Annotated in this window: 24 protein-coding genes and 1 riboswitch; of the genes, 11 read left to right on the top strand and 13 right to left on the bottom strand. The window is 71.2% G+C overall.

Annotation, left to right across the window (positions count from 1 at the left end):
* Nucleotides 1-22: 22 nt before the first annotated feature.
* Both ACFWM2_RS17635 and ACFWM2_RS17630 read right to left on the bottom strand, forming a co-directional pair.
* Entirely contained in the window at nucleotides 23-1,243 is a 1,221-nt protein-coding gene (locus ACFWM2_RS17635) for an NAD(P)/FAD-dependent oxidoreductase (RefSeq protein ID WP_383279994.1), read from the bottom strand.
* Nucleotides 1,244-1,275: 32 nt separating this feature from the next.
* Entirely contained in the window at nucleotides 1,276-1,647 is a 372-nt protein-coding gene (locus ACFWM2_RS17630) for a hypothetical protein (RefSeq protein ID WP_383279991.1), read from the bottom strand.
* A 65-nt stretch (nucleotides 1,648-1,712) separates the two neighbouring features.
* Nucleotides 1,713-1,826: riboswitch (TPP riboswitch) on the top strand.
* Between ACFWM2_RS17630 and thiO the strand changes: the two genes are divergently transcribed.
* The 6 genes from thiO (at nucleotide 1,824) to ACFWM2_RS17600 (ending at nucleotide 7,722) form a co-directional block, all read left to right on the top strand.
* Nucleotides 1,824-2,981: a glycine oxidase ThiO gene (thiO, locus tag ACFWM2_RS17625; RefSeq protein ID WP_383279988.1), complete on the top strand. Its 1,158-nt coding sequence runs from the start codon at nucleotides 1,824-1,826 to the stop codon at nucleotides 2,979-2,981. It overlaps the preceding riboswitch by 3 nt.
* A complete protein-coding gene (thiS, locus tag ACFWM2_RS17620) occupies nucleotides 2,978-3,178 on the top strand; it encodes a sulfur carrier protein ThiS (RefSeq protein WP_383279985.1) in 201 nt (66 codons plus the stop codon). The genes thiO and thiS overlap by 4 nt, the downstream gene beginning before the upstream one ends.
* Nucleotides 3,179-3,181: 3 nt before the next feature.
* Nucleotides 3,182-3,976 (top strand): thiazole synthase, encoded by a 795-nt coding sequence (locus ACFWM2_RS17615; protein WP_383279982.1) that lies wholly within the window; start codon nucleotides 3,182-3,184, stop codon nucleotides 3,974-3,976.
* A gap of 204 nt (nucleotides 3,977-4,180) precedes the next feature.
* On the top strand, nucleotides 4,181-6,103 hold the full coding sequence (pknB, locus tag ACFWM2_RS17610) for a Stk1 family PASTA domain-containing Ser/Thr kinase (RefSeq protein ID WP_383279979.1): 1,923 nt from the start codon (nucleotides 4,181-4,183) through the stop codon (nucleotides 6,101-6,103).
* 82 nt (nucleotides 6,104-6,185) lie between these two features.
* A complete protein-coding gene (locus ACFWM2_RS17605) occupies nucleotides 6,186-7,055 on the top strand; it encodes a deoxyribonuclease IV (protein WP_383279976.1) in 870 nt (289 codons plus the stop codon).
* A gap of 124 nt (nucleotides 7,056-7,179) precedes the next feature.
* Nucleotides 7,180-7,722, top strand: coding sequence for a DUF4396 domain-containing protein (locus tag ACFWM2_RS17600; protein WP_383279973.1), 543 nt, complete (start codon nucleotides 7,180-7,182; stop codon nucleotides 7,720-7,722).
* 26 nt (nucleotides 7,723-7,748) lie between these two features.
* Here ACFWM2_RS17600 and ACFWM2_RS17595 read toward each other — a convergent pair whose 3' ends face one another.
* A complete protein-coding gene (locus ACFWM2_RS17595; RefSeq protein WP_383279970.1) occupies nucleotides 7,749-8,381 on the bottom strand; it encodes a sulfite oxidase-like oxidoreductase in 633 nt (210 codons plus the stop codon).
* Between the two features lie 155 nt (nucleotides 8,382-8,536).
* On the opposite strand from ACFWM2_RS17595, the gene bfr reads away from it, so the two are divergent.
* Entirely contained in the window at nucleotides 8,537-9,016 is a 480-nt protein-coding gene (gene bfr / locus ACFWM2_RS17590; RefSeq protein WP_266503102.1) for a bacterioferritin, read from the top strand.
* A 41-nt stretch (nucleotides 9,017-9,057) separates the two neighbouring features.
* On the opposite strand, the gene ACFWM2_RS17585 is transcribed toward bfr, so the two are convergent.
* From ACFWM2_RS17585 to ACFWM2_RS17575, 3 genes are all read right to left on the bottom strand, one after another.
* Entirely contained in the window at nucleotides 9,058-9,309 is a 252-nt protein-coding gene (locus tag ACFWM2_RS17585) for a bacterioferritin-associated ferredoxin (protein ID WP_383279967.1), read from the bottom strand.
* A 171-nt stretch (nucleotides 9,310-9,480) separates the two neighbouring features.
* Nucleotides 9,481-10,833 carry a class II 3-deoxy-7-phosphoheptulonate synthase gene (locus tag ACFWM2_RS17580; RefSeq protein ID WP_383279964.1) on the bottom strand — a complete coding sequence of 451 codons (1,353 nt, stop codon included), beginning with the start codon at nucleotides 10,831-10,833 and terminating at the stop codon, nucleotides 9,481-9,483.
* 149 nt (nucleotides 10,834-10,982) lie between these two features.
* Complete coding sequence (locus ACFWM2_RS17575) at nucleotides 10,983-12,221, bottom strand: glycoside hydrolase domain-containing protein (RefSeq protein WP_383279961.1); 1,239 nt, start codon at nucleotides 12,219-12,221, stop codon at nucleotides 10,983-10,985.
* Between ACFWM2_RS17575 and ACFWM2_RS17570 the strand changes: the two genes are divergently transcribed.
* Nucleotides 12,145-12,384, top strand: coding sequence for a trp operon leader peptide (locus ACFWM2_RS17570; RefSeq protein WP_383279958.1), 240 nt, complete (start codon nucleotides 12,145-12,147; stop codon nucleotides 12,382-12,384). The genes ACFWM2_RS17575 and ACFWM2_RS17570 overlap by 77 nt on opposite strands.
* A 158-nt stretch (nucleotides 12,385-12,542) precedes the next feature.
* Nucleotides 12,543-14,468, top strand: coding sequence for an anthranilate synthase family protein (locus ACFWM2_RS17565; protein WP_383279955.1), 1,926 nt, complete (start codon nucleotides 12,543-12,545; stop codon nucleotides 14,466-14,468).
* Here ACFWM2_RS17565 and ACFWM2_RS17560 read toward each other — a convergent pair.
* From ACFWM2_RS17560 to ACFWM2_RS17540, 5 genes are all read right to left on the bottom strand, one after another.
* Nucleotides 14,411-15,415: a 2-hydroxyacid dehydrogenase gene (locus tag ACFWM2_RS17560; protein ID WP_383279953.1), complete on the bottom strand. Its 1,005-nt coding sequence runs from the start codon at nucleotides 15,413-15,415 to the stop codon at nucleotides 14,411-14,413. The genes ACFWM2_RS17565 and ACFWM2_RS17560 overlap by 58 nt on opposite strands.
* Before the next feature lie 103 nt (nucleotides 15,416-15,518).
* Complete coding sequence (locus tag ACFWM2_RS17555; RefSeq protein ID WP_383279950.1) at nucleotides 15,519-16,547, bottom strand: 6-phosphofructokinase; 1,029 nt, start codon at nucleotides 16,545-16,547, stop codon at nucleotides 15,519-15,521.
* Between the two features lie 256 nt (nucleotides 16,548-16,803).
* Nucleotides 16,804-17,451: a response regulator gene (locus ACFWM2_RS17550; protein ID WP_383281062.1), complete on the bottom strand. Its 648-nt coding sequence runs from the start codon at nucleotides 17,449-17,451 to the stop codon at nucleotides 16,804-16,806.
* 153 nt (nucleotides 17,452-17,604) lie between these two features.
* Entirely contained in the window at nucleotides 17,605-18,822 is a 1,218-nt protein-coding gene (gene macS, locus ACFWM2_RS17545; RefSeq protein WP_383279947.1) for a MacS family sensor histidine kinase, read from the bottom strand.
* 146 nt (nucleotides 18,823-18,968) lie between these two features.
* The gene (locus ACFWM2_RS17540; protein ID WP_383279944.1) at nucleotides 18,969-19,730 is read right to left on the bottom strand and encodes a lysophospholipid acyltransferase family protein; all 762 of its coding nucleotides are present in this window, start codon (nucleotides 19,728-19,730) and stop codon (nucleotides 18,969-18,971) included.
* A gap of 237 nt (nucleotides 19,731-19,967) precedes the next feature.
* Here ACFWM2_RS17540 and ACFWM2_RS17535 point away from each other — a divergent pair, with 237 nt between their 5' ends.
* Entirely contained in the window at nucleotides 19,968-20,786 is an 819-nt protein-coding gene (locus ACFWM2_RS17535; RefSeq protein ID WP_383279942.1) for an alpha/beta hydrolase, read from the top strand.
* On the top strand, nucleotides 20,779-21,366 hold the full coding sequence (locus ACFWM2_RS17530; RefSeq protein ID WP_383279939.1) for a hypothetical protein: 588 nt from the start codon (nucleotides 20,779-20,781) through the stop codon (nucleotides 21,364-21,366). The genes ACFWM2_RS17535 and ACFWM2_RS17530 overlap by 8 nt, the downstream gene beginning before the upstream one ends.
* A gap of 124 nt (nucleotides 21,367-21,490) precedes the next feature.
* Here ACFWM2_RS17530 and ACFWM2_RS17525 read toward each other — a convergent pair whose 3' ends face one another.
* Together ACFWM2_RS17525 and ACFWM2_RS17520 are read right to left on the bottom strand one after the other, a co-directional pair.
* Nucleotides 21,491-22,261 carry an endonuclease/exonuclease/phosphatase family protein gene (locus ACFWM2_RS17525; RefSeq protein ID WP_383279937.1) on the bottom strand — a complete coding sequence of 257 codons (771 nt, stop codon included), beginning with the start codon at nucleotides 22,259-22,261 and terminating at the stop codon, nucleotides 21,491-21,493.
* 212 nt (nucleotides 22,262-22,473) lie between these two features.
* A complete protein-coding gene (locus ACFWM2_RS17520) occupies nucleotides 22,474-23,427 on the bottom strand; it encodes an ROK family glucokinase (protein WP_383279934.1) in 954 nt (317 codons plus the stop codon).
* Nucleotides 23,428-23,432 lie beyond the last annotated feature (5 nt).

The following is a 23,432-nucleotide window of genomic DNA, read 5'->3' as shown; positions in this document are numbered from 1 at the left end:
CGCAGGATCCGCCGGACAGACCCTAGGCCGCGGCGGCCTTCAGCGGCCGCGCCGGGTCCGCGAGCAGTTCCGGATCCATAGGGGTCCCCGCCTCGATGACCTTGCGGCCCTGGGCCAGGTCCCGGGGGCGGCCGACCGCGAGAAGCGCGACGAGCCGGCCCTCCCGCAGCCAGCAGACCGTCCAGGCCGCCCCCGAGGGGTCGCCGCGCCACACGGTCGTGTCGGCGGAGTCGTGGTGGCCGACGTACTGCACGAAGCGGCCGAACTGCTCGGACCAGAAGTACGGGACCGGGTCGTAGGCCGCCGGGGCCTCGCCGATGATGTTCGCCGCCACCGTGCGCGGCCCCTGCAGGGCGTTGTCCCAGTGGTGGACCAGCAGGCGCCCCTCGTACCGCCCCGAGGGGAAGGAGGCGCAGTCGCCGACCGCGAACACGTCCGGCGCGGAGGTGCGCAGATGGGCGTCGGCCAGCACCTCGCGGTGGGCACCGAGCGTGATCCCGGAGCCGGCCAGCCAGGCGGTGGCGGGGCGGGCGCCGATGCCGACGACGACCGCGCCCGCGGGCACCCGCGAACCGTCGTCGAGGATCACCGCGCCGGGCTCGATACGCTCCACGCGCGCGTGGGTGCGCAGCGTGGCACCGCTGTCGGCGTACCAGGCGGCCATCGGCGCGGCCACCTCGGCGGGCAGCGCTCCGGCCAGCGGCCGGTCGGCGGCCTCTACGACGGTCACCGCGCAGCCCGCCTCACGCGCCGCCGTGGCGAACTCGGCCCCGATCCAGCCCGCTCCCACGACCACGATGTCGTGCTGCTGGGCGAGCACGGGACGCAGCCGCTCGGCGTCGTCGAGGGTGCGCAGGAGATGGACCCCCGGCACGCCCTCGGTGCCCGGCAGCCGGATCGGTTCGGCACCCGTCGCGAGCACGAGGACGTCGTACGGGACCGGACCGGAGTCGGTGTCCAGCTCGTGGTCCCCGGGGCGCACGCCGAGCGCCTCGCGGCCGAGTTGCAGTTCGATGCCCAGGCTCTCGAAGTCCACGTCGAAGGCGGAGCCCTCGGCCTTGCCGAGCAGCACGGCCTTGGACAGGGGTGGCCTGTCGTACGGCTGGTGCGGCTCCGCGCCGATCAGGGTCACGCTGCCGGTGAAGCCCTGTTCCCGCAGGGCGACCGCGGTCTGCACCCCGGCCATGCCCGCGCCCACGACGACGACCCGCCGCGCTGTCCGCTCCTGCGTCTGCTCGCTCACCTGATCACCTTAGACACCTGACAAAATGTCAGTCAGGGGACGTGCTCAGTGACCTGTTCCACACTTTCGTGGATCTGTTCCACCACGCTCGTCCCGCTGCCCGCCTGCGACTCCCACTTCCAGGTCTCCTCCAGGCGCACCCGGCCGTCGGCCAGTTCGACGACCGCGGACACGCAGTGCCCGGAGGAGGTCGTGCCGTCGTGCTTCAGCTGCACGTAACGGAAGTCGAGCCGGTCCCCCTCCCGTCTACCCACGAGATGACCACGTACGACATCGCCGCCGGCGTACTCGGCCCAGATCACGCCGTCCTTCTCGTGGTACGTGAACCGGGTGCGGGTGCCGACCTGCCCCGGCGCCTGGTCGGCGACCGGGGCCAGGACGAGACCGTCGAGCGAGCGGGCCACGCGGAGGGCTCCTCTACTGAGGTTCGAGTACTGAGGTTCGTGACGAAGGGCTAGGCTGGCCAACGTAAAGCACACGCGGGAGCCCGGACGAACCGGGCTGAGAGGGAGGCTGGGACGGCCTCCGACCGTACGAACCTGATCCGGGTCATGCCGGCGAAGGGAGGGGCTGGACGCCCATGTCGCGTACCTCAGACGTCCTGGTCATCGGGGGCGGAATCATCGGTCTGGTGACCGCCTGGCGGGCCGCTCAGCGCGGGTTCTCCACCGCGGTCGTGGACCCGGAACCGGGCGGCGGAGCGGCGCAGGTGGCCGCCGGCATGCTGGCCGCCGTCACCGAACTGCACTACGGCGAGCAGACCCTGCTGGGACTCAACCTCGCCTCCGCGCGCCGCTATCCGGACTTCGTGGCCGAGCTGACCGCGGCGACCGGCCTGGACCTCGGCTACCGCCAGTGCGGCACGCTCGCCGTCGCGCTCGACGCCGACGACCGGGCCCATCTGCGCGAACTGCACGCCCTGCAGAGGCAGTCGGGCCTGGAGTCGGAGTGGCTGAGCGGCCGTGAGTGCCGTCGCCTGGAGCCGCTGCTGGCGCCCGGAGTGCGCGGCGGCCTGCGGGTCGACGGCGACCACCAGATCGACCCGCGCCGGCTGGCCAGGGCTCTGGTCACCGCATGCGAGCGCGCCGGGGTCGTCTTCCACCGGACCTGGGCCGAGCGGCTCTCCGTCGTACGGGACCGGGCCGCCGGCGTCGGCACCGCGCACGGCACCGACCTCTCGGCGGGCCACGTCGTCCTCGCCGCGGGCAGCCTCAGCGGGCGGCTCGCCGGGGTCCCCGACGCCGTACTGCCGCCCGTGCGGCCGGTGAAGGGGCAGGTGCTGCGGCTGACCGTGCCGCAGCGGTACGCGCCCTTCCTGAGCCGGACCGTGCGCGCCGTCGTCCGCGGCAGCCAGGTCTATCTGGTGCCGCGCGAGAGCGGCGAGCTGGTCGTCGGCGCCACCAGCGAGGAGCTGGGCTGGGACAGGACGGTGACCGCGGGCGGCGTGTACGAGCTGCTGCGCGACGCCCACGAGCTGGTCCCCGGGATCACCGAACTGCCGCTCACCGAGACCCGGGCCGGACTGCGACCCGGCTCCCCGGACAACGCGCCGCTGCTCGGTCCGACCGAGCTCGACGGCCTCCTGCTGGCCACCGGGCACTTCCGCAACGGCGTCCTGCTCACGCCCGTGACCGGCGACGCCATGGCGCACGTCCTCGCCACCGGTGAACTCCCGGCCGAGGCACGCCCCTTCACCCCCAAGCGCTTCAGCACGGCCCTCACGGAGCAGCCCGCATGAACATCATCGTCAACGGCGAACAGCAGCGGATCGCCGCGGGCACCGCGCTCGACACCCTCGTCTCGGCCCTGACCCCGGCCCCGTCCGGCGTCGCCGCCGCGCTCAACGAAACCGTCGTCCCACGCGCGCGGTGGTCGTCCACGTCCCTCTCCGAGGGAGACCGCGTCGAAGTCCTCACCGCCGTCCAAGGAGGCTGACCCATGGCCGACGATCCCTTCGTCCTCGGCGGTACGACCTTCTCGTCCCGGCTGATCATGGGCACCGGAGGCGCCCCCAGCCTCGACGTGCTGGAACGCTCGCTCGTCGCGTCCGGCACGGAGCTGACGACGGTCGCGATGCGGCGGGTGAACCCGGCGGCCCACGGCTCGGTCCTCTCCGTGCTCGACAAGCTCGGCATCCGGGTGCTGCCGAACACGGCGGGCTGTTTCACCGCAGGGGAGGCCGTCCTGACCGCGCGCCTGGCCCGCGAGGCCCTCGGCACCGACCTGGTCAAGCTGGAGGTCATCGCCGACGAGCGCACGCTGCTGCCCGATCCGATCGAGCTGCTGGATGCCGCCGAGACGCTCGTGGACGACGGCTTCACCGTGCTGCCGTACACGAACGACGACCCGGTCCTCGCGCGGAAGCTGGAGGACGTCGGCTGCGCCGCGGTCATGCCGCTGGGTTCACCCATCGGCTCCGGGCTCGGGATCCGCAATCCGCACAACTTCCAGCTGATCGTGGAGCACGCACGCGTGCCGGTCGTTCTGGACGCCGGTGCCGGCACGGCGTCCGATGCCGCGCTCGCCATGGAACTGGGGTGCGCGGGTGTGATGCTCGCCTCGGCGGTGACCCGCGCGCAGGAGCCCGTTCTCATGGCGGAGGCCATGCGGCACGCGGTCGAGGGCGGGCGGCTGGCGCGGCGCGCGGGGCGCATCCCCCGCCGTCACTTCGCCGAGGCGTCCTCCCCCGCGGAGGGCATGGCGCGGCTGGATCCCGAGCGGCCCGCCTTCTAGGCACCCGTCAGGCGCGCGCCACTGAGACGCGCCACTGAGAGATGTGCCACCCCGGCCGCGACTCCCCGCCGGGGCCGGGACGGGCGCGCCCCGGCGGCGGCTCCCCTCCGGGCTGGGACAGGTGCGTCACAGGTCGGCTGCAGTCCGGCGCCGGTATCGGCCGAACGGGCGGGGGTGTCGGTGACGGATCGTAGACTCACCCGCGTGGATACGACCCTTCAGGACCCGCTTGTCGGGCACGTGCTCGACGGCCGCTACCGCGTCGACGCGAGGATCGCGGTCGGCGGGATGGCCACGGTCTACCGGGCCCTGGACACCCGCCTCGACCGCGTGCTCGCGCTCAAGGTGATGCATCCGGCGCTGGCCGCCGACGGCTCGTTCGTCGAGCGCTTCATCCGTGAGGCCAAGTCGGTGGCGCGGCTCGCGCACCCCAATGTGGTGCAGGTCTTCGACCAGGGCACGGACGGGTCGTACGTCTATCTGGCCATGGAGTACGTCGCCGGGTGCACCCTGCGTGACGTGCTGCGCGAGCGGGGCGCGCTGCAGCCGCGGGCCGCGCTCGACATCCTGGAGCCGGTGCTCGCCGCGCTGGGCGCCGCGCACCGCGCCGGATTCGTGCACCGCGACATGAAGCCGGAGAACGTCCTCATAGGGGACGACGGCCGCGTCAAGGTGGCGGACTTCGGTCTCGTGCGCGCGGTGGACACGGTCACGAGCACGACCGGGTCCGTCCTCGGCACCGTCTCGTATCTCGCTCCCGAGCAGATCGAGCACGGCACGGCCGACCCCCGCGTCGACGTGTACGCGTGCGGGGTCGTGCTCTACGAAATGCTCACCGGCGACAAGCCGCACTCCGGCGACTCCCCCGCCCAGGTTCTGTACCAGCACCTGCACGCGGACGTGCCGGCGCCGTCGGCCGCCGCGCCGGGGCTGGCCTTCGAACTCGACGACCTGGTCGCCTCGGCGACCGCCCGCAATCCCGAGGTGCGCCCGTACGACGCCGTGGCGTTGCTCGCGCAGGTGCTGGAGGCGCGCGCCGGACTCAGCCCCGAGCAGCTCGACGCCGTACCGCCGAAGGCCCTGACCCCGGACCACGACAACGCCGAGGACCGTACGAGCGTGATCCCGCGCTCGCTGTCCGGGCAGCGTCCGCTGCCCGTCAACGAGGACGACGCGGCCGTACTCGACCGGACCAGCCGTTTCGAGAGCCCGCCGCCGCCTCCGCGGCGGCGCGGGAACCGGCCCCGGCGCGGGCTCTTCGCGATCGTCGCGGCGGTGCTGCTGGCGCTCGGCCTCGGCGCCGGTGTCTGGTACATCAACTCGGGACAGTTCACCAAGGTCCCGCCCGTGCTGGCGAAGACCGAGGCGCAGGCGAGGGACCGGCTCGCGAAGGTGGGCCTGGACGTCAAGCAGGTCAAGCAGGCCTACAGCGACACGGTGAAGCGGGGCACGGTCAGCGGCATCGACCCCGAGGTCGGCGCCCGCATCCGGGAGAACGACGCGGTGACGCTGACCATCTCCAAGGGCCCGGAGACCGTGAAGGTGCCCGATCTGGCGGGCTCCTCGCTGAACGAGGCCAAGGCGCTGCTGAAGGAGAAGGGGCTGGCGGCGGGCATGGTCACCAGGTCCTTCAACGACGACGTCAGTCAGGGTTCGGTGATCGGCACGGACCCGGGGGCGGGCACCGAGCGGCACGCCGGTTCGGCCATCGCGATCACCGTCAGCAAGGGCAGCCGGATCGAGGTGCCCGAGGTCACCGGCTCGTCGGTGGAGGAAGCCACCGCGGACCTGGAGGACGAGGGCCTGAAGGTGAAGATCGCCTCCCAGCGCGTGACGTCCGAGTTCGACAAGGGCGAGGTCGCCGAGCAGTCGCCGGGCCCGGGCCGCTACCTGGCCGAGGGCGACACGGTCACCCTGACGATCTCCAAGGGTCCCGAGATGGTCGAGGTCCCCGACGTCGTGGGGGACAGCGTGGACGACGCCACGAAGGCACTGGAGGACGCCGGGTTCGAGGTCGACGAGGACCGGGGGCTGCTCGGGCTCTTCGGGGACACGGTCAAGGGCCAGTCGGTGGACGGCGGGGAAGAGGCCCCCAAGGGATCGAAGATCACCATCGAGATCCGCTGAGGCGGCCCTCGTGAGATCCGCTGCGCCGGCCTGGGCGGGATCCGCGCCCGGGCACCGCTCAGCGCGTGACACCCTGAAGTACGTGACCAGCGAGAAACTCCGCAACCCCGTCGGCGGCCATGTGCCCGTGGCCGGCGGCCTCAACTCCGTCGGCCTGGCCTACGCGCGCGAGATGGGCGCCGAAGCCGTCCAGGTCTTCGTCGCCAATCCGCGCGGCTGGGCGACCCCGCCCGGCAACCCGAAGCAGGACGAGGCGTTCCGCGCGGCCTGTACGGCCGAGTCGATTCCGGCGTACGTCCATGCCCCGTATCTGATCAACTTCGGCTCGCACACGGAGGCGACCGCCGAGCAGTCGGTGCACTCCCTGCGGCACTCGCTGCGCCGGGGCCGGGAGATCGGCGCGCTCGGCGTCGTCGTGCACACCGGGAGCGCGACCGGCGGCCGGGACCGGGCGACGGCCCTCGCGCAGGTACGCGAACGGATGCTGCCGCTGCTCGACGAGCTCACGCACGACGACGACCCGTATCTCCTGCTGGAGTCGACGGCCGGACAGGGCGCTTCGCTCTGCTCCCGCACCTGGGACTTCGCGCCGTACTTCGAGGCGCTGGACGCCCATCCGAAGCTGGGCGTCTGTCTCGACACCTGCCACATCTTCGCGGCGGGCCACGACCTGACGGGGCCGAGCGGGATGCACCAGACCCTCGACCTGCTGGTCGACACGGTCGGCGAGGGCCGGCTGAGGCTGATCCACGCCAACGACTCCAAGGACGTGGTCGGCGCCCACAAGGACCGCCACGCGAACATCGGCGCGGGTCACATCGGCGAGGACCCGTTCCGGGCGCTGATGACCCACCCCGCCACCGAGGGCGTACCGCTGATCATCGAGACACCCGGCGGCAAGGAGGGGCACGCGGAGGACGTCGAGCGGCTGAAGAAGCTCCGCGACGTCTGAAGGCGGCTCCGAAGCCCTTCCGAAGCCGCTCCGAGCTGCTGTCCCATCCATTGAGGGAATACCCCTGGGGGGTATACGGTTCCTGCCAGGTGCAGGCACCGTTACCTGACGTTGGGGGCTTCTCATGCAGCACGAAACGCATGCCGGACACGCACACGGCGAGGATCACGCGCACCACCGGGACCACGCCGGTCACGCGCACGGTGAGGGTCACGCGCACGGCATCGGCAAGGCCACCTGGGCCATGGCCGCGCAGGCGACGCTGCACTGCCTCACTGGCTGCGCCATCGGCGAGGTGCTGGGCATGGTGATCGGCACCGCGCTCGGCTGGGGCAATGTGCCGACGATGGTCCTGGCCATCGCGCTCGCCTTCTTCTTCGGCTACTCGCTCACGCTGCGTGGAGTGCTCAGGGCGGGGGTCGACTTCAGGACGGCCTTCCGGGTCGCCCTGGCCGCGGACACCCTGTCCATCGCGGTGATGGAACTGATCGACAACGGCGTGATCGCACTCTGGCCGAGCGCCATGGAGGCACACCTCGACGACCTGCTCTTCTGGGGCGCCCTGGCGATCTCACTGGTGATCGCCTTCGTGGTCACGACCCCGGTCAACAAGTGGATGATCGGCCGTGGCAAGGGCCACGCGGTGGTGCACCAGTACCACCACTGACCGCACCAGGCGGTACTCGGGAGGTGCTAGAGCTCGGGGCCGTCCCCGAGCTCTTCCTGGTAGGAGTACCGCTGCTCGCGCCAGGGGTCGCCGACGTTGTGGTAGCCGCGCTCCTCCCAGAAACCGCGGCGGTCGGCCGTCATGTACTCGACGCCACGGACCCACTTGGGGCCCTTCCAGGCGTACAGCTGCGGCACCACCAGGCGGAGCGGAAAGCCGTGTTCCGCGGTGAGCAGCTCGCCGTCCTTGTGGGTGGCGAAGATCGCGCGGTCGGACGCGAAGTCGTCGAGTCGCAGGTTCGAGCTGAAGCCGTACTCGGCCCAGACCATCACATGGGTGGCGGTGGGCGCGGGCGGGGCGATCTCCAGGATCGTCCGCGCCGGAATCCCGCCCCATTCGGCACCGACCATGCTGAACTTCGTGACGCAGTGCAGATCACCCACCACCGTGGCGTACGACAGGGCCGTGAACTCCTCGTGGGTCCAGCAGTGCTTCTCGTTGTCCGCGGTGGCGCCGAACACCCTGAACTCCCAGCGTTCGGGGCGGAACTTGGGCACCGGACCGTAGTGCGTGACCGGCCAGCCGCGCTGCAGTCGCTGTCCCGGCGGGAGCTCCGACCGTGCCGCTTCTCCAGATTCACGCTCCACCGGCTGACCCATGACTCCATCCTGACAGACCTGGGACGGTGCACATGACCAGCCCGTTCCGATTCGGGCAACTCCTACTAAGCGTGCACTTACTGGACGGCCCAGGACGCCGGTGCAAGGATGCGGCGCAACCTGCCCAGTCCCCCCACTTGGAAGGAGCCTCTGCAATGCAGGGCGACCCCGAGGTCATCGAATTCCTCAACGAGCAGCTGACCGGTGAGCTGACCGCGATCAACCAGTACTTCCTGCACGCGAAGATGCAGGAGAACTTCGGCTGGACGAAGCTCGCGAAGTACACCCGGCACGAGTCGTTCGACGAGATGAAGCACGCCGAGGTGCTCACCGACCGGATTCTCTTCCTGGAGGGCCTGCCGAACTACCAGCGGCTCTTCCATGTCCGGGTGGGGCAGACCGTCACCGAGATGTTCCAGGCGGACCGGCAGGTGGAAGTCGAGGCGATCGACCGCCTCAAGCGCGGGATCGAGGTGATGCGCACCAAGGGCGACATCACGTCCGCGAACATCTTCGAGTCGATCCTCGAGGACGAGGAGCACCACATCGACTACCTGGACACCCAGCTGGAGCTGGTGGAGAAACTCGGCGAGGCGCTCTACATCGCGCAGCTCATCGAGCAGCCGGACAGCTGAGCCGCACCGGCGGCCGCAGGAGCGAGCCCGGGGTCCGAGGGCTAGGCGGCCTCGTTGAGCACGGCGACATCGGGGGCCTCGGCGACCTCGGCGAGGACGGGCCGGCTCCGGTCGGCGAGCTCACCGGGCGGGCAGGCGCCCCGGCCCAGCAGGGCCTGGATGCGGCGTACGCACGAACCACAGTCCGTGCCCGCCTTGCATGCCGACGCGATCTGCCGGGGGGTGCAGGCACCGCCCTCCGCGTGCTTCTTCACCTGCGCCTCGGTGACACCGAAGCAGTTGCAGACGTACACGCGGGTTCACCTCCCGACGGGATGCTGGGTCGTGCCGTCCCGAGTACTCGGTGAGGCAAACCTAACCTTACCCATAACGGGAGCAGCCGCAAAAGTGGGAGGGGGCGCGGATCGTATGTGATCCGCGCCCCACTTAACGTCGGTGTAACGACCCGACCCGCTCTTGATCTGCTACTGGTCGCGGTACATCTCGGCGACCAGGAAGGCCAGGTCCAGGGACTGGCTGCGGTTCAGCCGCGGGTCGCAGGCCGTCTCGTAGCGCTGGTGCAGATCGTCGACGAAGATCTCGTCGCCGCCGCCCACGCACTCGGTGACATCGTCACCGGTGAGCTCGACATGGATGCCACCCGGGTGGGTGCCCAGTGCCTTGTGGACCTCGAAGAAGCCCTTGACCTCGTCGAGCACGTCGTCGAAGCGGCGGGTCTTGTGGCCGGAGGCCGCCTCGTAGGTGTTGCCGTGCATCGGGTCGGTGATCCAGGCCACCGTCGAACCGGAGGCGGTGACCTTCTCGACCAGCTCGGGCAGCTTGTCGCGGACCTTGTCCGCGCCCATCCGCACGATGAAGGTGAGCCGGCCCGGCTCGCGGTCCGGGTCGAGGCGCTCGATGTACTGCAGCGCGTCCTCGGGAGTCGTCGTCGGACCGAGCTTGATGCCGATCGGGTTGCGGATCTTCGAGGCGAACTCGATGTGCGCGCCGTCCAGCTGACGGGTGCGCTCACCGATCCACACCATGTGGCCCGAGACGTCGTACAGCCGGCCCGTGCGCGAGTCCACCCGGGTCAGCGCCGACTCGTAGTCGAGCAGCAGCGCCTCGTGGGAGGCGTAGAACTCGACGGTCTTGAACTCCTCCGGGTCCGTGCCGCAGGCCCGCATGAAGTGCAGCGCGTTGTCGATCTCACGCGCGAGCTGCTCGTAGCGCTGGCCCGAGGGGGACGACTTCACGAAGTCCTGGTTCCAGGCGTGCACCTGGCGCAGATCGGCGTAGCCACCGGTGGTGAAGGCGCGCACCAGGTTGAGCGTGGAGGCGGAGGCGTTGTACATCCGCTTCAGGCGCTCGGGGTCCGGGATGCGGGACTTCTCGTCGAAGGCGAAGCCGTTGACCGAGTCGCCTCGGTACGTCGGCAGGGTCACGCCGTCGCGGGTCTCGGTCCCCTTGGAGCGCGGCTTGGAGTACTGACCGGCGATCCGGCCGACCTTCACGACCGGCACCGAGGCGGCGTACGTCAGCACGGCGCCCATCTGGAGCAGGGTCTTCAGCTTGTTGCGGATGTGGTCGGCGGACACCGCGTCGAAGGCCTCGGCGCAGTCGCCGCCCTGGAGAAGGAACGCCTCTCCCTTGGCGACGGACGCCAACCGGGCGCGCAGCTGGTCGCACTCGCCGGCGAAGACGAGCGGCGGATACGACTCGAGGTCCGCGATCACTGCGCGCAGAGCCTCGGTGTCGGGGTACTCGGGCTGCTGCGCCGCGGGCAGGTCTCGCCAGGTGTTGCCAGCGCTTGCGCTGGGCTTAGCGTTCACGGTCACCCCCACAACATTACGGGGTCGTGTCGGGCGTCCATTCACCTGCTCATCAAGTGAGACGGGGGGCGCTCGTACGGTATACGGCACAGGGCGGTCGTACGGCGGGCCTGCGGCCCCTCCGGAGAGGGGCCCGTCCGTGGTGTCGGGGGACGTCAGGGGCCCACGTCCAGCTGATTGCGGTCGATGCCGATCTTCACACCGCCGTGGGTCTCGGTCCGGTCGCCGGCGTACTGGTGGATGCGCTGGTGGTCGGCCCACAGGCGGGCGGGGATCGCCGAGTCCTCGGTGGTGGCGGAGTCGTTCCAGCGGGCGAAGTGGATCACGTCGGGGAGCGTGACGTCGGCCGCGCCGGCGACGAGGTCCTGGATGAGGGACGAGGAGCTGCCGTACGCCCCGGAGCGGTAGCCGAGCTCGTGCAGCCGCTCGGTGTAGGCCTCCAGGTAGGTGAGCACGCGGGTGGTGACGGCTCCGCCGGTGGTGTAGTGCTCCAGGTCGTTGTAGATCACCGTCCCCTTGCCGAGTCCGACGGCGGCCGCCTGCCGGGCCGCGTCGTCGGCGGCCGCGGTGCCCTGCGGAGCCGCGTCGGTGATCGCCGCGCAGCCGCTCCCGCAGCTGCCGCCGTCGGCCGAGGGCTGCCGGCCGACGTAGAGCGGGATGAACCGCCAGCCGTTGGCGTACTGCTTCTGCACCCAGCTCGCGGTGAGGTTCGGCTGGGCACAGGCCCGGTTGATGCCGCCGATGTAGACGCCGACCGCACCGTAGCCGGAGGTGTCCTTCCAGGCGTCCATGGCCGTCTGGCTCGGGGCGGTGCAGGCGTCGAAGCCCTTGCCCCGGAAGGAGGTCGCGTCCGCGGGGACGGCCAGCGCGGCGGGCGCCTCGGCGACCGTCTCGGCCCGCGCGGAGGCCACGTTCAGGCCCGCGGTACGGAGGATCTCCTGGATCCGCGTCCGGTCCTGGCCGTACGCGGCGGTCACGGCGATCCGGTCGGCGGTGGCCCGGTAGGTGCCGGCCGTGCGGTTCTCGGTGACATCGGTGCCGGCCGCCCCGGTGGGCTGCAGCAGCAGCGCCTCGGTGCGTCCCGTCGGGTCCGCCGGGCAGTTCTGGCGCGAGCCCGGGGTGCCGAGGTACACGACGTGCCGGTCGAACCGGACGCAGGTGTCCGGGTCCTTCTCCAGGTCCACGACCCGCCAGGAGGCGGGAACGGTGAAGACATGGCCGCGGTAGGTGACGTGGATGGTGTCGTCGGAGGTCCGCTGGGCCGCCGGGGCGGTGGCGGGCGAGCCGGTGGCGAGTGCCGTGGCCGCAGCGAGCACCATGAGCACGCGTGCGCCGCCGCGGCGGAACAGGGGTGAACGAGCTGGGTGGATGACTCTCTCCTCGGTCGGCTGCACGGTCGGGCTTTCTGCCCATGAATGGCCGGACGGGGCGTCGTCCGAACCCCTCAACGGCCCGGTTCACGCTGTTGCCGGGCCCCGGACGTCGGGTAGGGTGCGGCGCATGTTCGCGCACTCGATCCAGAACTGGTGGTGGACCGCTCATCCGGCGGCCCACTGACTGCGCGTACGCAAGACTTCGCGAAGGCCGCCCGAGGGGCGGCCTTCGGTGTTTTCGGACCCGGCCGTTCCTCTCCGAGTGAGCTCTCCGCGTGAGACCTCCGAGCGGAGGTCTCCGTGGGAGACCTCTCCGCACTCCCGAGAGAAGGAACAGGACCGATGAACCTGCTCGATCTGCTGGACGATCCCCGTCCGTTCGCCCTGCTGCGCCGCCGCACCCCCGGCCGCGACCACGACGTGGTCGAACTGCTGCTCGGCCCGGTGACCGAGGTGGACCGCCTCGCCGACATCCCCGTCGGCGAGGGTCCCTCGCTGGCCCTGGTGCCGTTCCGGCAGATCCGGGAGCGCGGCTTCGACGTACGCGACGACGGCACACCGCTGGCGGTCCTCACCGCCGAGGACAGTTACGAACTCCCCCTGGCGCAGGCCCTGTCGCAGCTCCCGTCGCACGACGTGCAGGTGGCGGACGGCGGCTTCGACGTCGACGACGAGGAGTACGCGGGGATCGTCGGCCGTGTGCTGCGCGAGGAGATCGGCCGGGGCGAGGGCGCCAACTTCGTCATCCGGCGTACGTACGAGGGTGGGATCCCCGGGTTCGGGAGGGCCGACGCCCTCGCCCTGTTCCGGCGGTTGCTGGTCGGCGAGCGGGGCGCGTACTGGACGTACGTCGTGCACACCGGGGACCGCACGCTGGTCGGGGCGAGTCCCGAGGTGCATGTGCGGATGTCGGGCGGGACGGTCGTGATGAACCCGATCAGCGGCACGTACCGCTACCCGGCCGAGGGGCCCACGCCGGAGCACCTGCTGGAGTTCCTGGCCGACGGCAAGGAGATCGAGGAGCTCTCGATGGTCGTCGACGAGGAGCTCAAGATGATGTGCACCGTCGGGGACCGCGGCGGAGTGGTGATCGGGCCGCGGCTGAAGGAGATGGCCCATCTCGCGCACACCGAGTACGAGCTGCGGGGCCGGTCCTCGCTGGATGTCCGCGAGGTCCTGAAGGAGACGATGTTCGCCGCGACCGTCACCGGGTCGCCGGTGCAGAACGCGTGCCGGGTCATCGAACGCCACGAGGTCGGCGGGCGCGGCTACTACGCGGGGGCGCTGGCCCTCGTCGGACGGGACGCGGGCGGAGCGCAGACCCTCGACTCCCCCATCCTCATCCGCACCGCCGACATCGACGCGAACGGGCGGCTGCGGGTGCCGGTGGGCGCCACGCTCGTCCGGGGGTCGGATCCGGCGAGCGAGGTCGCCGAGACCCACGCGAAGGCGGCCGGGGTGCTGGCGGCTCTGGGGGTGCGTCCCGGCAGGCCGCACGAGGAGGGCGTACGGCCCGGGCTCGCCGACGATCCGCGCGTGCAGGCGGCCCTCGACGGGCGGCGGGGCTCGCTCGCGCCGTTCTGGCTGCGGATGCAGGAGCGGGCCGAGTCCCTGGCGGGGCACGCGCTCGTGGTGGACGCCGAGGACACCTTCACGGCGATGCTCGCGCACGTGCTGCGGTCGTCGGGGCTCGACGTGACCGTGCGGCGCTACGACGAACCGGGGCTGCGGGAGGCCGTCCTCGGGCACGAGGGGCCGCTGGTGCTGGGGCCGGGCCCGGGTGACCCCTCGGACGCGGCGGACCCCAAGATGCGGTTCCTGCGCTCGCTGACCGCCGAGGTGCTCACCGGGCACGCGCACGGTGTGCTCGGTGTCTGCCTCGGACATGAGCTGATCGCGGCCGAGCTGGGCCTGGAGACCGTGCGCAAGGACGTGCCGTACCAGGGGGCGCAGACGGAGATCGACCTGTTCGGGCGCACCGAGACCGTCGGGTTCTACAACAGCTTCGTGGCGCGCTGCGACGACGAGACGGCGGCGGAGCTGGCGGCCCACGGCGTCGAGGTCGCCCGCTCCGCCACCGGTGAGGTGCACGCGCTGCGCGGGCCACGTCGTGCCGGAGGCGCGCCCATGAACGCAGTCGCGGGCGTGCAGTTCCATCCGGAGTCGGTGCTGTCGCTGCGCGGTGCGGACATCGTGCGGGAGTTGCTGGGTCAGCTGCGCGGGATCGCGGGGACCAGCACGTTCTCCGAGCGGCGGCCCGCCTTGTAGTCGAGGACGTTGCGCACCGTGGCGTCGACGATCTGGCCGACGGCGTCCACGGTGTAGTACGCCTGGTGGGAGGTGACCAGGACGTTCGGGAAGGTGACGAGGCGGGCCAGGGTGTCGTCCTCGACGGCTTCGAGGGACTTGTCGAGGAAGAACAGCCCGGCCTCCGCCTCGTAGACGTCGAGGCCGACACCGGTGAAGCGGCCCGCGCGCAGTTCGGCGACGAGCGCGCGGGAGTCGATCAGACCGCCGCGGCTGGAGTTCACCAGGATCGCGTCGTCCTTCATCGCGCGCAGGGCGGCCGCGTCGATGAGGTGCTGGGTCTCCGGCATCAGCGGTACGTGCAGGGTGACCAGGTCGGACTCGGCGAGCAGCTCGTCCTTGGGGACGTATTTCATGCCGAGTTCCAGACATGCGGGGTTCTCGGCGACGTCCCAGCCGAGCAGCCGCATGCCGAAGCCGTGGGCGATCCGGGCGAACGCCTCGCCGATCTTGCCGGTGCCGAGGACGCCGACGGTGCGGCCGTGCATGTCACGGCCCATCAGACCGTCCAGCCGGAAGTCGAAGTCGCGGGTGCGGTTGGCGGCCCGCACGACCCGGCGGTTGACGGCCATGCCCAGCGTCCAGGCGAATTCGGCGACCGAGTAGGGCGAGTAGTACGAGACCCGGGCGACCGTCATGCCGAGGCGTTCGGCCACCTTGAGGTCGATGTTGTTGAAGCCGGTGGAGCGCTGCGCGATCAGCTGCGTGCCGCCGGCCGCCAGGGTCTGCAGGACGCGGTGGCCGAGTTCGGCGTTGACGCTGGTGGAGATGATCTCGTAGCCGGCCGCGATGGGGGCGGTGTCCTCGTTCAGGAAGACGCTCAGGCAGCGGACCTCGTGGTGCCCTTCGAAGGCCTTCTCGATCAGGGGCTTCTCGTCGGACTGCACGCCGAACGCGAGAATTTCCACGGTTTCTCCCACCTGCTTCGCATACGGCTGGTTACCGCCGAATATAGGGCGGTAACCAGCGCTGCGCAGCGGCTGCGGCGGGGCCCGGTCCGCCGGTCAGGACCTAACCGAAGAAGACCCCGACCTCCTCGTACAGCTTCGGGTCCACCGTCTTCAGCTTCGCCGTGGCCTCCGCGATCGGGACCCGGACGATGTCGGTGCCGCGCAGGGCGACCATCTTGCCGAAGTCGCCGTCGCGGACCGCCTCGATCGCATGCAGCCCGAAGCGGGTGGCGAGCCAGCGGTCGAAGGCGCTGGGCGTGCCGCCGCGCTGGACGTGCCCGAGGACCGTGGTGCGCGCCTCCTTGCCGGTGCGCCTCTCGATCTCCTTGGCGAGCCATTCGCCGACGCCGGAGAGCCTGACGTGTCCGAAGGAGTCGAGCGTGCCGTCCTTGAGGACCATGTCGCCGTCCCTGGGCATGGCTCCCTCGGCGACGACCACGATCGGCGCGTACGACGCCTTGAAGCGGGAGGTCACCCAGGCGCAGACCTGGTCGACGTCGAAGCGCTGCTCGGGGATGAGGATGACGTTCGCGCCGCCCGCCAGACCCGAGTGCAGGGCGATCCAGCCCGCGTGCCGGCCCATTACCTCGCAGACGAGGACCCGCATGTGCGACTCGGCGGTGGTGTGCAGACGGTCGATCGCCTCCGTCGCGATGCCGACCGCCGTGTCGAAGCCGAAGGTGTAGTCGGTGGCGGACAGGTCGTTGTCGATGGTCTTCGGGACGCCGACGACGTTGATGCCGTAGTCGTCGGTGAGCCGCGCGGCGACGCCGAGGGTGTCCTCGCCGCCGATGGCGATGAGCGCCTCGACCTCCTGCTTGGCGAGGTTCTCCTTGATCCGGCGGATGCCGTGCTCCTGCTTGAGGGGATTGGTGCGCGAGGAGCCGAGGATGGTGCCGCCGCGGGGCAGGATGCCGCGCACGGCCGGGATGTCGAGCCGCACGGTGTCGTTCTCGAGCGGACCCCGCCAACCGTCCCGGAAGCCGACGAAGTCGTAGCCGTACTCCTGCACGCCCTTACGGACGATGCCCCGGATGACGGCGTTGAGCCCGGGGCAGTCGCCGCCTCCGGTCAGTACTCCGACCCGCATGGAAAAGTCCCTTCGCCGCGGTTGGCTGATGGGACTCACGCTAATAGTGATCCAGGTCACTTCGGCATGGGGCGGAAGGTCAATTCCGGTGAATTGTGGGGGAGTTGATCACTCGCCTTCACTCGATGGTGGCGTGCGGAGGGTTTACACCTCCGCGGGGCGGCGAGTTCAGGCCCGGCGCACGACGGAGATCAGGCCACGTCGAACCGCCGTCCGACGGAGAGCAAGCCACGTCGAACCGCCCTTCGACGCAGGATCAGGCCTCGTCGAGACCGCGCTCTATGGCGTAGCGCACCAGCTCGACCCGGTTGTGGAGCTGGAGCTTGCCCAGGGTGTTCTGCACGTGGTTCTGGACCGTGCGGTGGGAGATGACCAGACGCTCGGCGATCTGCTTGTAGCTCAGGCCCTTGGCGACCAGGCGCAGGACCTCGGTCTCCCGGTCGGTGAGCTGGGGGGCCTTCGGCTCGTTGCCGCCTGCGGCCGGCGCGGGCTCGGAGGCGAGCCTGCGGTACTCGCCGAGGACCAGACCGGCGAGTCCGGGGGTGAACACCGGGTCGCCGACGGCTGTACGGCGCACCGCGTCGGTGAGCTCCTCGGTGGACGCCGACTTCAGCAGATACCCGGTGGCGCCGGACTTGACCGCCTCGAGGACGTCGGCGTGCTCGCCGCTGGCCGAGAGGACCAGGACGCGCAGGGCGGGATTGGCGCCGACCAGCTCCTTGCAGACCTGGACGCCGGGCTTGGCGGGCAGGTTCAGGTCCAGCACGAGGACGTCGGGCGTGACGGCCAGGGCACGGCGCACGGCCTGCTCGCCGTCGCCGGCCGTGGCGACCACGTCGAAGCCGGACTCGGCCAGGTCGCGGGCGACGGCGTCGCGCCACATGGGGTGGTCGTCGACGACCATCACCCTGATCGGGTCCTCGCCCACCTGCTGTGCCGCCTCCGTCGTGTCCGTCATCGCCGCTCCGCCGTCTTCGTCATCGTGTTCTGTCGTCTGCAACTTCATCGGCGCCGGTGCGCCGGCGCATCGTCCTCGTGCGTCCGCGTCCCGCGCTCGTCAGCGCGTGGTCGCCTTCCCCCGCGCCGGCTTGGGGACCTTCAGTTCGACCTCCGTGCCCTGACCCGGCACCGAGATCAGCTCGGCCGAGCCGCCGATGTCCCGGAGCCGGCCGCGGATCGAGAGGGCCACACCGAGGCGCCCCTCCCCCTCGGCCTGGGCGAGCCGCCCCTCCGGGATGCCGGGTCCCTCGTCGCGCACGGTCACGATCACCTCGTCCGGCTCGTCCTCCACCAGGATCCAGGCCCGGGCGCTCTCGCCGACGTGCCTGCGGACATTGTCCAGGGCCGCACCGACGGCGTCGGCGAGTTCCCTGGCGGTGGCCGGGGCGAGCGGCACGGGAGCGCCGGGCTCGGAGAGGGTCACGCGCGCGCAGGCGTACCGGGCGAGCAGGGAGCGCAGGTCGAGCGGGCCCTCGTCGTCGTCCGGCTCGTCGACGGCGCGTACGAGCGCACCCAGCGCGGCGTCCTCGGACACCCGGGAGACGGGCACCAGGCCGCCGGAGACCAGCGTGCGCAGGGCCACCTCCTGCTCGCCCGCCATCCGGCCCAGCTCTCCCGCCTCGCCACCGAGCACGGCACCGCGCCGCTGCACCATGGCGAGCACCTGGAGGACGCTGTCGTGGATGTCGCGGGCCAGCCGCTCGCGCTCCCGGGTCGCGGCCTCGATCTCCAGGGCGCGGGCGAGGGTGCGCTCCGAGGCGCGGGCGACCTCGACCACGTATCCGATGGCGATGGAGGCGACCCAGACGAGGATCACGTTGTGGACGGTGTCCCGGGTGGGGGCACCGCGCTCGACGATGTTGGCGGCCGCGACGAGCGTGGACGCGAACGCGGCCCAGCGCCAGCCGCCCTTGATCGCGAAGGCCAGGACGGAGCCGGCGGTCCATATCGACGGCAGCGTCGGGCCCCCGGCCTCGATCCGGGAGGAGGCGTCGGCGACCCGGGTGAGCAGGATGCCGGCGAGCGCGATGGTGAGGTCGGCGGTGAGGAACCGCTTGGTGCAACTGGCCGCGCTGGCGACCCTGGGCAGGGTCGCCAGCGTCCAGACGAGCAGGACCGCGAAGAAGGCGACGGCCACCCAGGGCCGGGCGAACTCGCCGTACGCGGTACTGAAGAGCCCGATCGCATAGAACATCGTCAGAACGCGATACGCGGTGAGTGCACGCCACAGCGGCTGCTCGACCGACATCCTCATGACCCTTTCGCGCTTGGCCATGTCCCCACCCCCCTACCTCTTGGTCGTCGCCCCCGGAGCGCTCCACCCGGTGCCGGCAGCCGGGCCACGCTCCGCTCTTCGGCCCGCGCGCGAACTCCCCGCGCCGGTGCGCTCCTTCGGCCCGCTCCCCGCCCTGACGGACGCGGCTAGGAGCCGGACCGTTCCTTCTCGGCCTGTTCCTTCTCGGCCTGTGCGAGCGCGGCCCTGGCCGCCTTCTCGGCTTCCTTCTCCGCCTTCACCGCGTCCGCGATCTGCCGCTTGGCAGCCGTCGCGTACACGTCCACGTACTCCTGGCCGGAGAGCTTCATGATCTCGTACATGACCTCGTCGGTCAGCGCGCGCAGGACGAAGCGGTCGTGCTCCATGCCGCTGTAGCGGCTGAAGTCGAGGGGCTTGCCGATGCGGATGCCCGGGCGCATCAGCTTGGGCATCACCTGCCCGGGCGGCTGGATCTTCTCCGTGTCGATCATGGCGACGGGGATGACGGGCGCGCCGGAGGCGAGCGCCACGCGCGCGAGGCCGCCGGGCTTGCCCCGGTAGAGCCGGCCGTCGGGCGAGCGCGTGCCCTCCGGATAGATCCCGAACAGCTCACCGCGCGCCAGCACGTCGATGCCGCTCTTGACGGCCGCGGCGCCGGCGCCGCGCGCGCCCGAGCGGTCCACCGGGAGCTGCCCGACGCCCTTGAAGAAAGCGGCGGTCATACGTCCCTTGATGCCGGGCGTCGTGAAGTACTCGGCCTTGGCGATGAAGGTCACCTTGCGGTCGAGGACCGCGGGCAGGAAGAAGGAGTCCGAGAACGACAAGTGATTGCTCGCCAGGATGGCGGGGCCCTCGGCGGGAATGTTGTCGAGGCCTTCCACCCAGGGCCTGAAAGCGAGCTTCAGCGGCCCTCCGATGGAAAACTTCATTGCGCCGTAGATCAACCGACTGCCTCCTGTGTCGTCGTTCAGACCTTAACCCGGAGCGATGTCAAAGGACCCGACGACCCTGGTCGGTGTCAGTGCGGTCGCGTACGGTGAAGTACGCCCCGAATCCTCGGGGTCCGACCCTCGGGGTCGAATCGAGCTTCCGCCGACGTGCCGCGCGTGCGTCGTCGGGTCCTGCGTCCGTTCCGTTCCACCCACCTGATGAACAGGAGACCGAAGGTGCCGGTCCTTCCTGGAGCCGAGCCGTACCGCCACGAGGGCGGAGAGATCGGTGTGCTCCTCTGCCACGGCTTCACCGGTTCCCCGCAGTCGCTGCGCCCCTGGGCGGAGTATCTCGCCGAGCGCGGTCTGACCGTGGCGCTGCCGCTGCTGCCCGGGCACGGCACGCGCTGGGAGGACATGCAGCTCACCGGCTGGCAGGACTGGTACGCGGAGGTGGACCGCGAGTTGCGCGCCCTGCGCGAGCGGTGCGCACAGGCGTTCGTCTTCGGTCTCTCCATGGGCGGTGCGCTGACCCTGCGCCTCGCCGCGAAGCACGGGGACGAGGTGAGCGGCATCGTCGTCGTCAACCCGGCCAACAAGGTGCACGGCCTGTCCGCGTACGCCCTTCCGGTCATCCGCCACTTCGTCCGCACGGTGAAGGGCATCACGAGCGACATCGCCAAGCAGGGCAACATCGAGATCGGCTACGACAAGGTGCCGCTGCACGCCGCGCACTCGATGCGGAACTTCTACCGGATCGTCGACGCCGAGCTGCCGCAGGTCACCCAGCCGTTGCTGCTGCTGCACAGCCCGCAGGACCATGTCGTGCCGCCCGCCGACTCGGCGCGCGTCCTCAGCCGGGTGTCGTCCATGGACGTGACCGAGATCCTGCTGGAACAGAGCTACCACGTCGCGACGTTGGACCATGACGCGGACCGGATCTTCGAGGAGAGCTACGCCTTCCTCGCCCGGCTCGCGCCCGGCCTCGGCAAGGACTCCGAAGCGGGGCGGACAGGTCAGGTGGGTCAGCAGGAAGGGACGGCCACTGGTGGCTGAGTACGACGCGGACCGCGGCGATCCCGACGAGAAGGACCCGCCCCTCGGTGACGAGCAGAGCGTGCCCTTCGACGAGTCCGCCGCATGGGCGGCCATCGTCGCCGGGTACGGCGACGAGCCGCCGGACCCGCCCGGCGCGAAGCCCTTCAAGTCGGTGGAGGACCTGGCCCTGCTGGACCCCGAGACGAACGACTCCGGGGAGAAGTCGCCGGAGCCCCCCGCCTCGGCCAAGCCCCTGGGCAGCTCCGTCGCCTTCGCCCCCGGCGTCACCGGCGGCCCGCGCGACTACGCGGCGCCGGACGCGTCCGAGGACGACTTCGACGAGGACGACGAGGGCCACTTCGTACCGCCCGAGCCGCCCCCGCTGCCCGCTGCCGACGCGACGGCCAAGTTCGCCTGGCTGGCGGTGGTCGGCGGACCCATCCTGCTGCTCCTCGCCGTCCTGCTCGGCTGGGACATGACCTGGTGGCTCGCCACCCTCGGCATCGGCGGCTTCCTCGGCGGCTTCGCCACGCTGGTGATGCGCATGCGGGGCGACGACGAGGAAGGCGACGACCCGGGGCGCGGCGCCGTGGTCTGACCCGTCCGTTCACCGATCCGCACGAGGACCCGCCCGGAGACGCTCCGGGCGGGTCCTGCCGTGTGCGTCACCGGCGTCGCCGGGCGGTGTGCACCCTGAGCGCGGCCAAGCTGACGCGGCGCCCCTAGGCCGCAGGCACCCTGAGCGCGGTCAGCACCGGCAGGTGGTCCGTGGCCGATCGCAGGTCCGCCTCCGTGACCCCGGGCAGCCCGAGCGGCACCCCGCAGCCGAGGACCTCGATGCCCTCGGTGGCGAAGATCGCGTCGATGCGCTGATGGGGGTCGGCCGGGGTCGACGTGTACTCGGCGCCCCAGGGGGCCGTGACCCAGCCGTCCTGGAGGGCGGTGCCGAGGCGCTTGAAGCTGCGGCCGTCCGGGCGCTCGTTGAGATCGCCGCCGACAACGGCGTGCCGCGCGCCGAGCCCGGCGAGCCGGTCCAGGAGCAGGCCCGACTGCTCGTACCGCTCGTCCTTCTGGAGCGAGAGATGGCAGCTCAGTACGCCGAGACGGGCGCCGCCGAAGCGCACCACCGCCGTCGCGAAGCCGCGGCGGTGCAGGCCCGGCGTGCGCGGGAGCAGCACGTCCTCGGTGCGTTCGACCGTCGCCCGGAGACTGCACAGGATCGCCGGCCCGGACGCCGTGGCGCCGCCCGACAGGACCACCTGTCCGGAGGCCGCCGCGAGCCGGGCCAGCTTCTTGCGCCAGCGGAAGAACCGCGGGGCCTCCTGGACCAGGACCAGATCGGGGGCGCAGGCGCTGATCACCCGGGCGAGCGCGTCCGTGTCGTCGCGCATCGAGCGGATGTTGTAGCTGAGCACCCGGACGACGGCCGAACCGTCGGCTTCGGTGCGGGAGTTGGGCAGCGGACTGGTCGCGCTGGGCGTGCTCGTCGGCATGGCGATCAAGATACGACAGTGCGGCCCACGGAGTGACACCGCGACACCGGCGTCAGGGGTACGGCACCGAAGCCCGGGCCCCTTCCCGTACGGCGGCAACAGCACCCGCGGGCCCCGACGGAACGACCCGGCGCCCCGGCTCGCATACGCCGAACGCCCGCCGGCCCCGTACGGGGACTCGGCGGGCGTCGGTCCGCGGAGAGCGGGGTGCCTCACATGATCGGGTCGGGCTCCCGGGCCAGGTCGGCGGCGCCCACCATGCCGGCCTTGTTGCCCAGCTGCGCGGCGATGACGTCGGCCACCGGACGCCAGTTGCCGCCCACCAGCCAGCGCTTGTACGACTTGCGGATGGGGTCGAGGACCAGCTCGCCCTCGTCCGAGAGGCCGCCGCCGACGATGAAGGCGGAGGGGTCGAAGAGGGACGCCAGGTCGGCGAGGCCGGCGCCGGCCCAGCGGGCCAGCTCGCGGTAGGAGTCGACGGCCACCGGGTCGCCCTGGCGGGCGGCCATCGAGATGTGCTTGCCCTCGATGCCGTCGGGAGAGCCGTCGCCCAGCGAGAGCAGGATCTCCGCGTTCTCGGGCGTCGCGTTGGCCCGCTGCTTGGCGTAGCGGACCAGGGCGCGGCCCGACGCGTACTGCTCCCAGCAGCCCTGGCTGCCGCAGCCGCACAGCAGCCCGTCCGGGACCATCCGGATGTGACCGAACTCGGCGGCCACGCCGAAGTGGCCGCGGCGCAGCTTGTTGCCGATGATGATGCCGCCGCCGAGGCCGGTGCCCAGCGTGATGCAGATGACGTTGCGATGGCCCTTGCCCGCACCGAACCTGTACTCGCCCCACGCGGCCGCGTTCGCGTCGTTCTCGACCACGACGGGCAGGCCCACGCGGGCCTCGACCTCGTCCTTCAGCGGCTCCTGCCGCCAGTCGATGTTCGGCGCGAAGTAGACCGTCGAGCGCTGACGGTTGACGTAACCGGCAGCCCCGATGCCCACGCCGACGATGTCGTGCCCCGCACGGGCACCCTCGACGGCCGCGGCGATGGCGTCGACGATCGCCTGCGGTGTGGTGGGAGTCGGCACCTTGAAGGTCGAGAGGATGTTGCCTTCCTCATCGACCACGCCGGCCGCGATCTTCGTGCCGCCGATATCGACGCCGATGGTGAGTCCCATGAATC

The sequence above is a fragment of the Streptomyces sp. NPDC058371 genome (assembly GCF_042723265.1).
Taxonomy (GTDB): Bacteria; Actinomycetota; Actinomycetes; order Streptomycetales; family Streptomycetaceae; genus Streptomyces.
Note: the sequence above shows the minus strand (reverse complement) of the source record. Positions and strands in the feature narration are given on the sequence as shown.

Coding starts and splice junctions, on each gene's coding strand:
- thiO (WP_383279988.1), top strand. CDS start 1,824: ATGTCGCGTACCTCAGACGTCCTGGTCATCGGGGGCGGAATCATCGGT.
- macS (WP_383279947.1), bottom strand. CDS start 18,822: ATGGCCAAGCGCGAAAGGGTCATGAGGATGTCGGTCGAGCAGCCGCTG.
- thiS (WP_383279985.1), top strand. CDS start 2,978: ATGAACATCATCGTCAACGGCGAACAGCAGCGGATCGCCGCGGGCACC.
- ACFWM2_RS17540 (WP_383279944.1), bottom strand. CDS start 19,730: ATGAAGTTTTCCATCGGAGGGCCGCTGAAGCTCGCTTTCAGGCCCTGG.
- ACFWM2_RS17565 (WP_383279955.1), top strand. CDS start 12,543: ATGAACCTGCTCGATCTGCTGGACGATCCCCGTCCGTTCGCCCTGCTG.
- ACFWM2_RS17525 (WP_383279937.1), bottom strand. CDS start 22,261: ATGCCGACGAGCACGCCCAGCGCGACCAGTCCGCTGCCCAACTCCCGC.
- ACFWM2_RS17520 (WP_383279934.1), bottom strand. CDS start 23,427: ATGGGACTCACCATCGGCGTCGATATCGGCGGCACGAAGATCGCGGCC.
- ACFWM2_RS17595 (WP_383279970.1), bottom strand. CDS start 8,381: ATGGGTCAGCCGGTGGAGCGTGAATCTGGAGAAGCGGCACGGTCGGAG.
- bfr (WP_266503102.1), top strand. CDS start 8,537: ATGCAGGGCGACCCCGAGGTCATCGAATTCCTCAACGAGCAGCTGACC.
- ACFWM2_RS17615 (WP_383279982.1), top strand. CDS start 3,182: ATGGCCGACGATCCCTTCGTCCTCGGCGGTACGACCTTCTCGTCCCGG.
- ACFWM2_RS17550 (WP_383281062.1), bottom strand. CDS start 17,451: ATGGTCGTCGACGACCACCCCATGTGGCGCGACGCCGTCGCCCGCGAC.
- ACFWM2_RS17570 (WP_383279958.1), top strand. CDS start 12,145: ATGAGCACGCGTGCGCCGCCGCGGCGGAACAGGGGTGAACGAGCTGGG.
- ACFWM2_RS17600 (WP_383279973.1), top strand. CDS start 7,180: ATGCAGCACGAAACGCATGCCGGACACGCACACGGCGAGGATCACGCG.
- ACFWM2_RS17555 (WP_383279950.1), bottom strand. CDS start 16,547: ATGCGGGTCGGAGTACTGACCGGAGGCGGCGACTGCCCCGGGCTCAAC.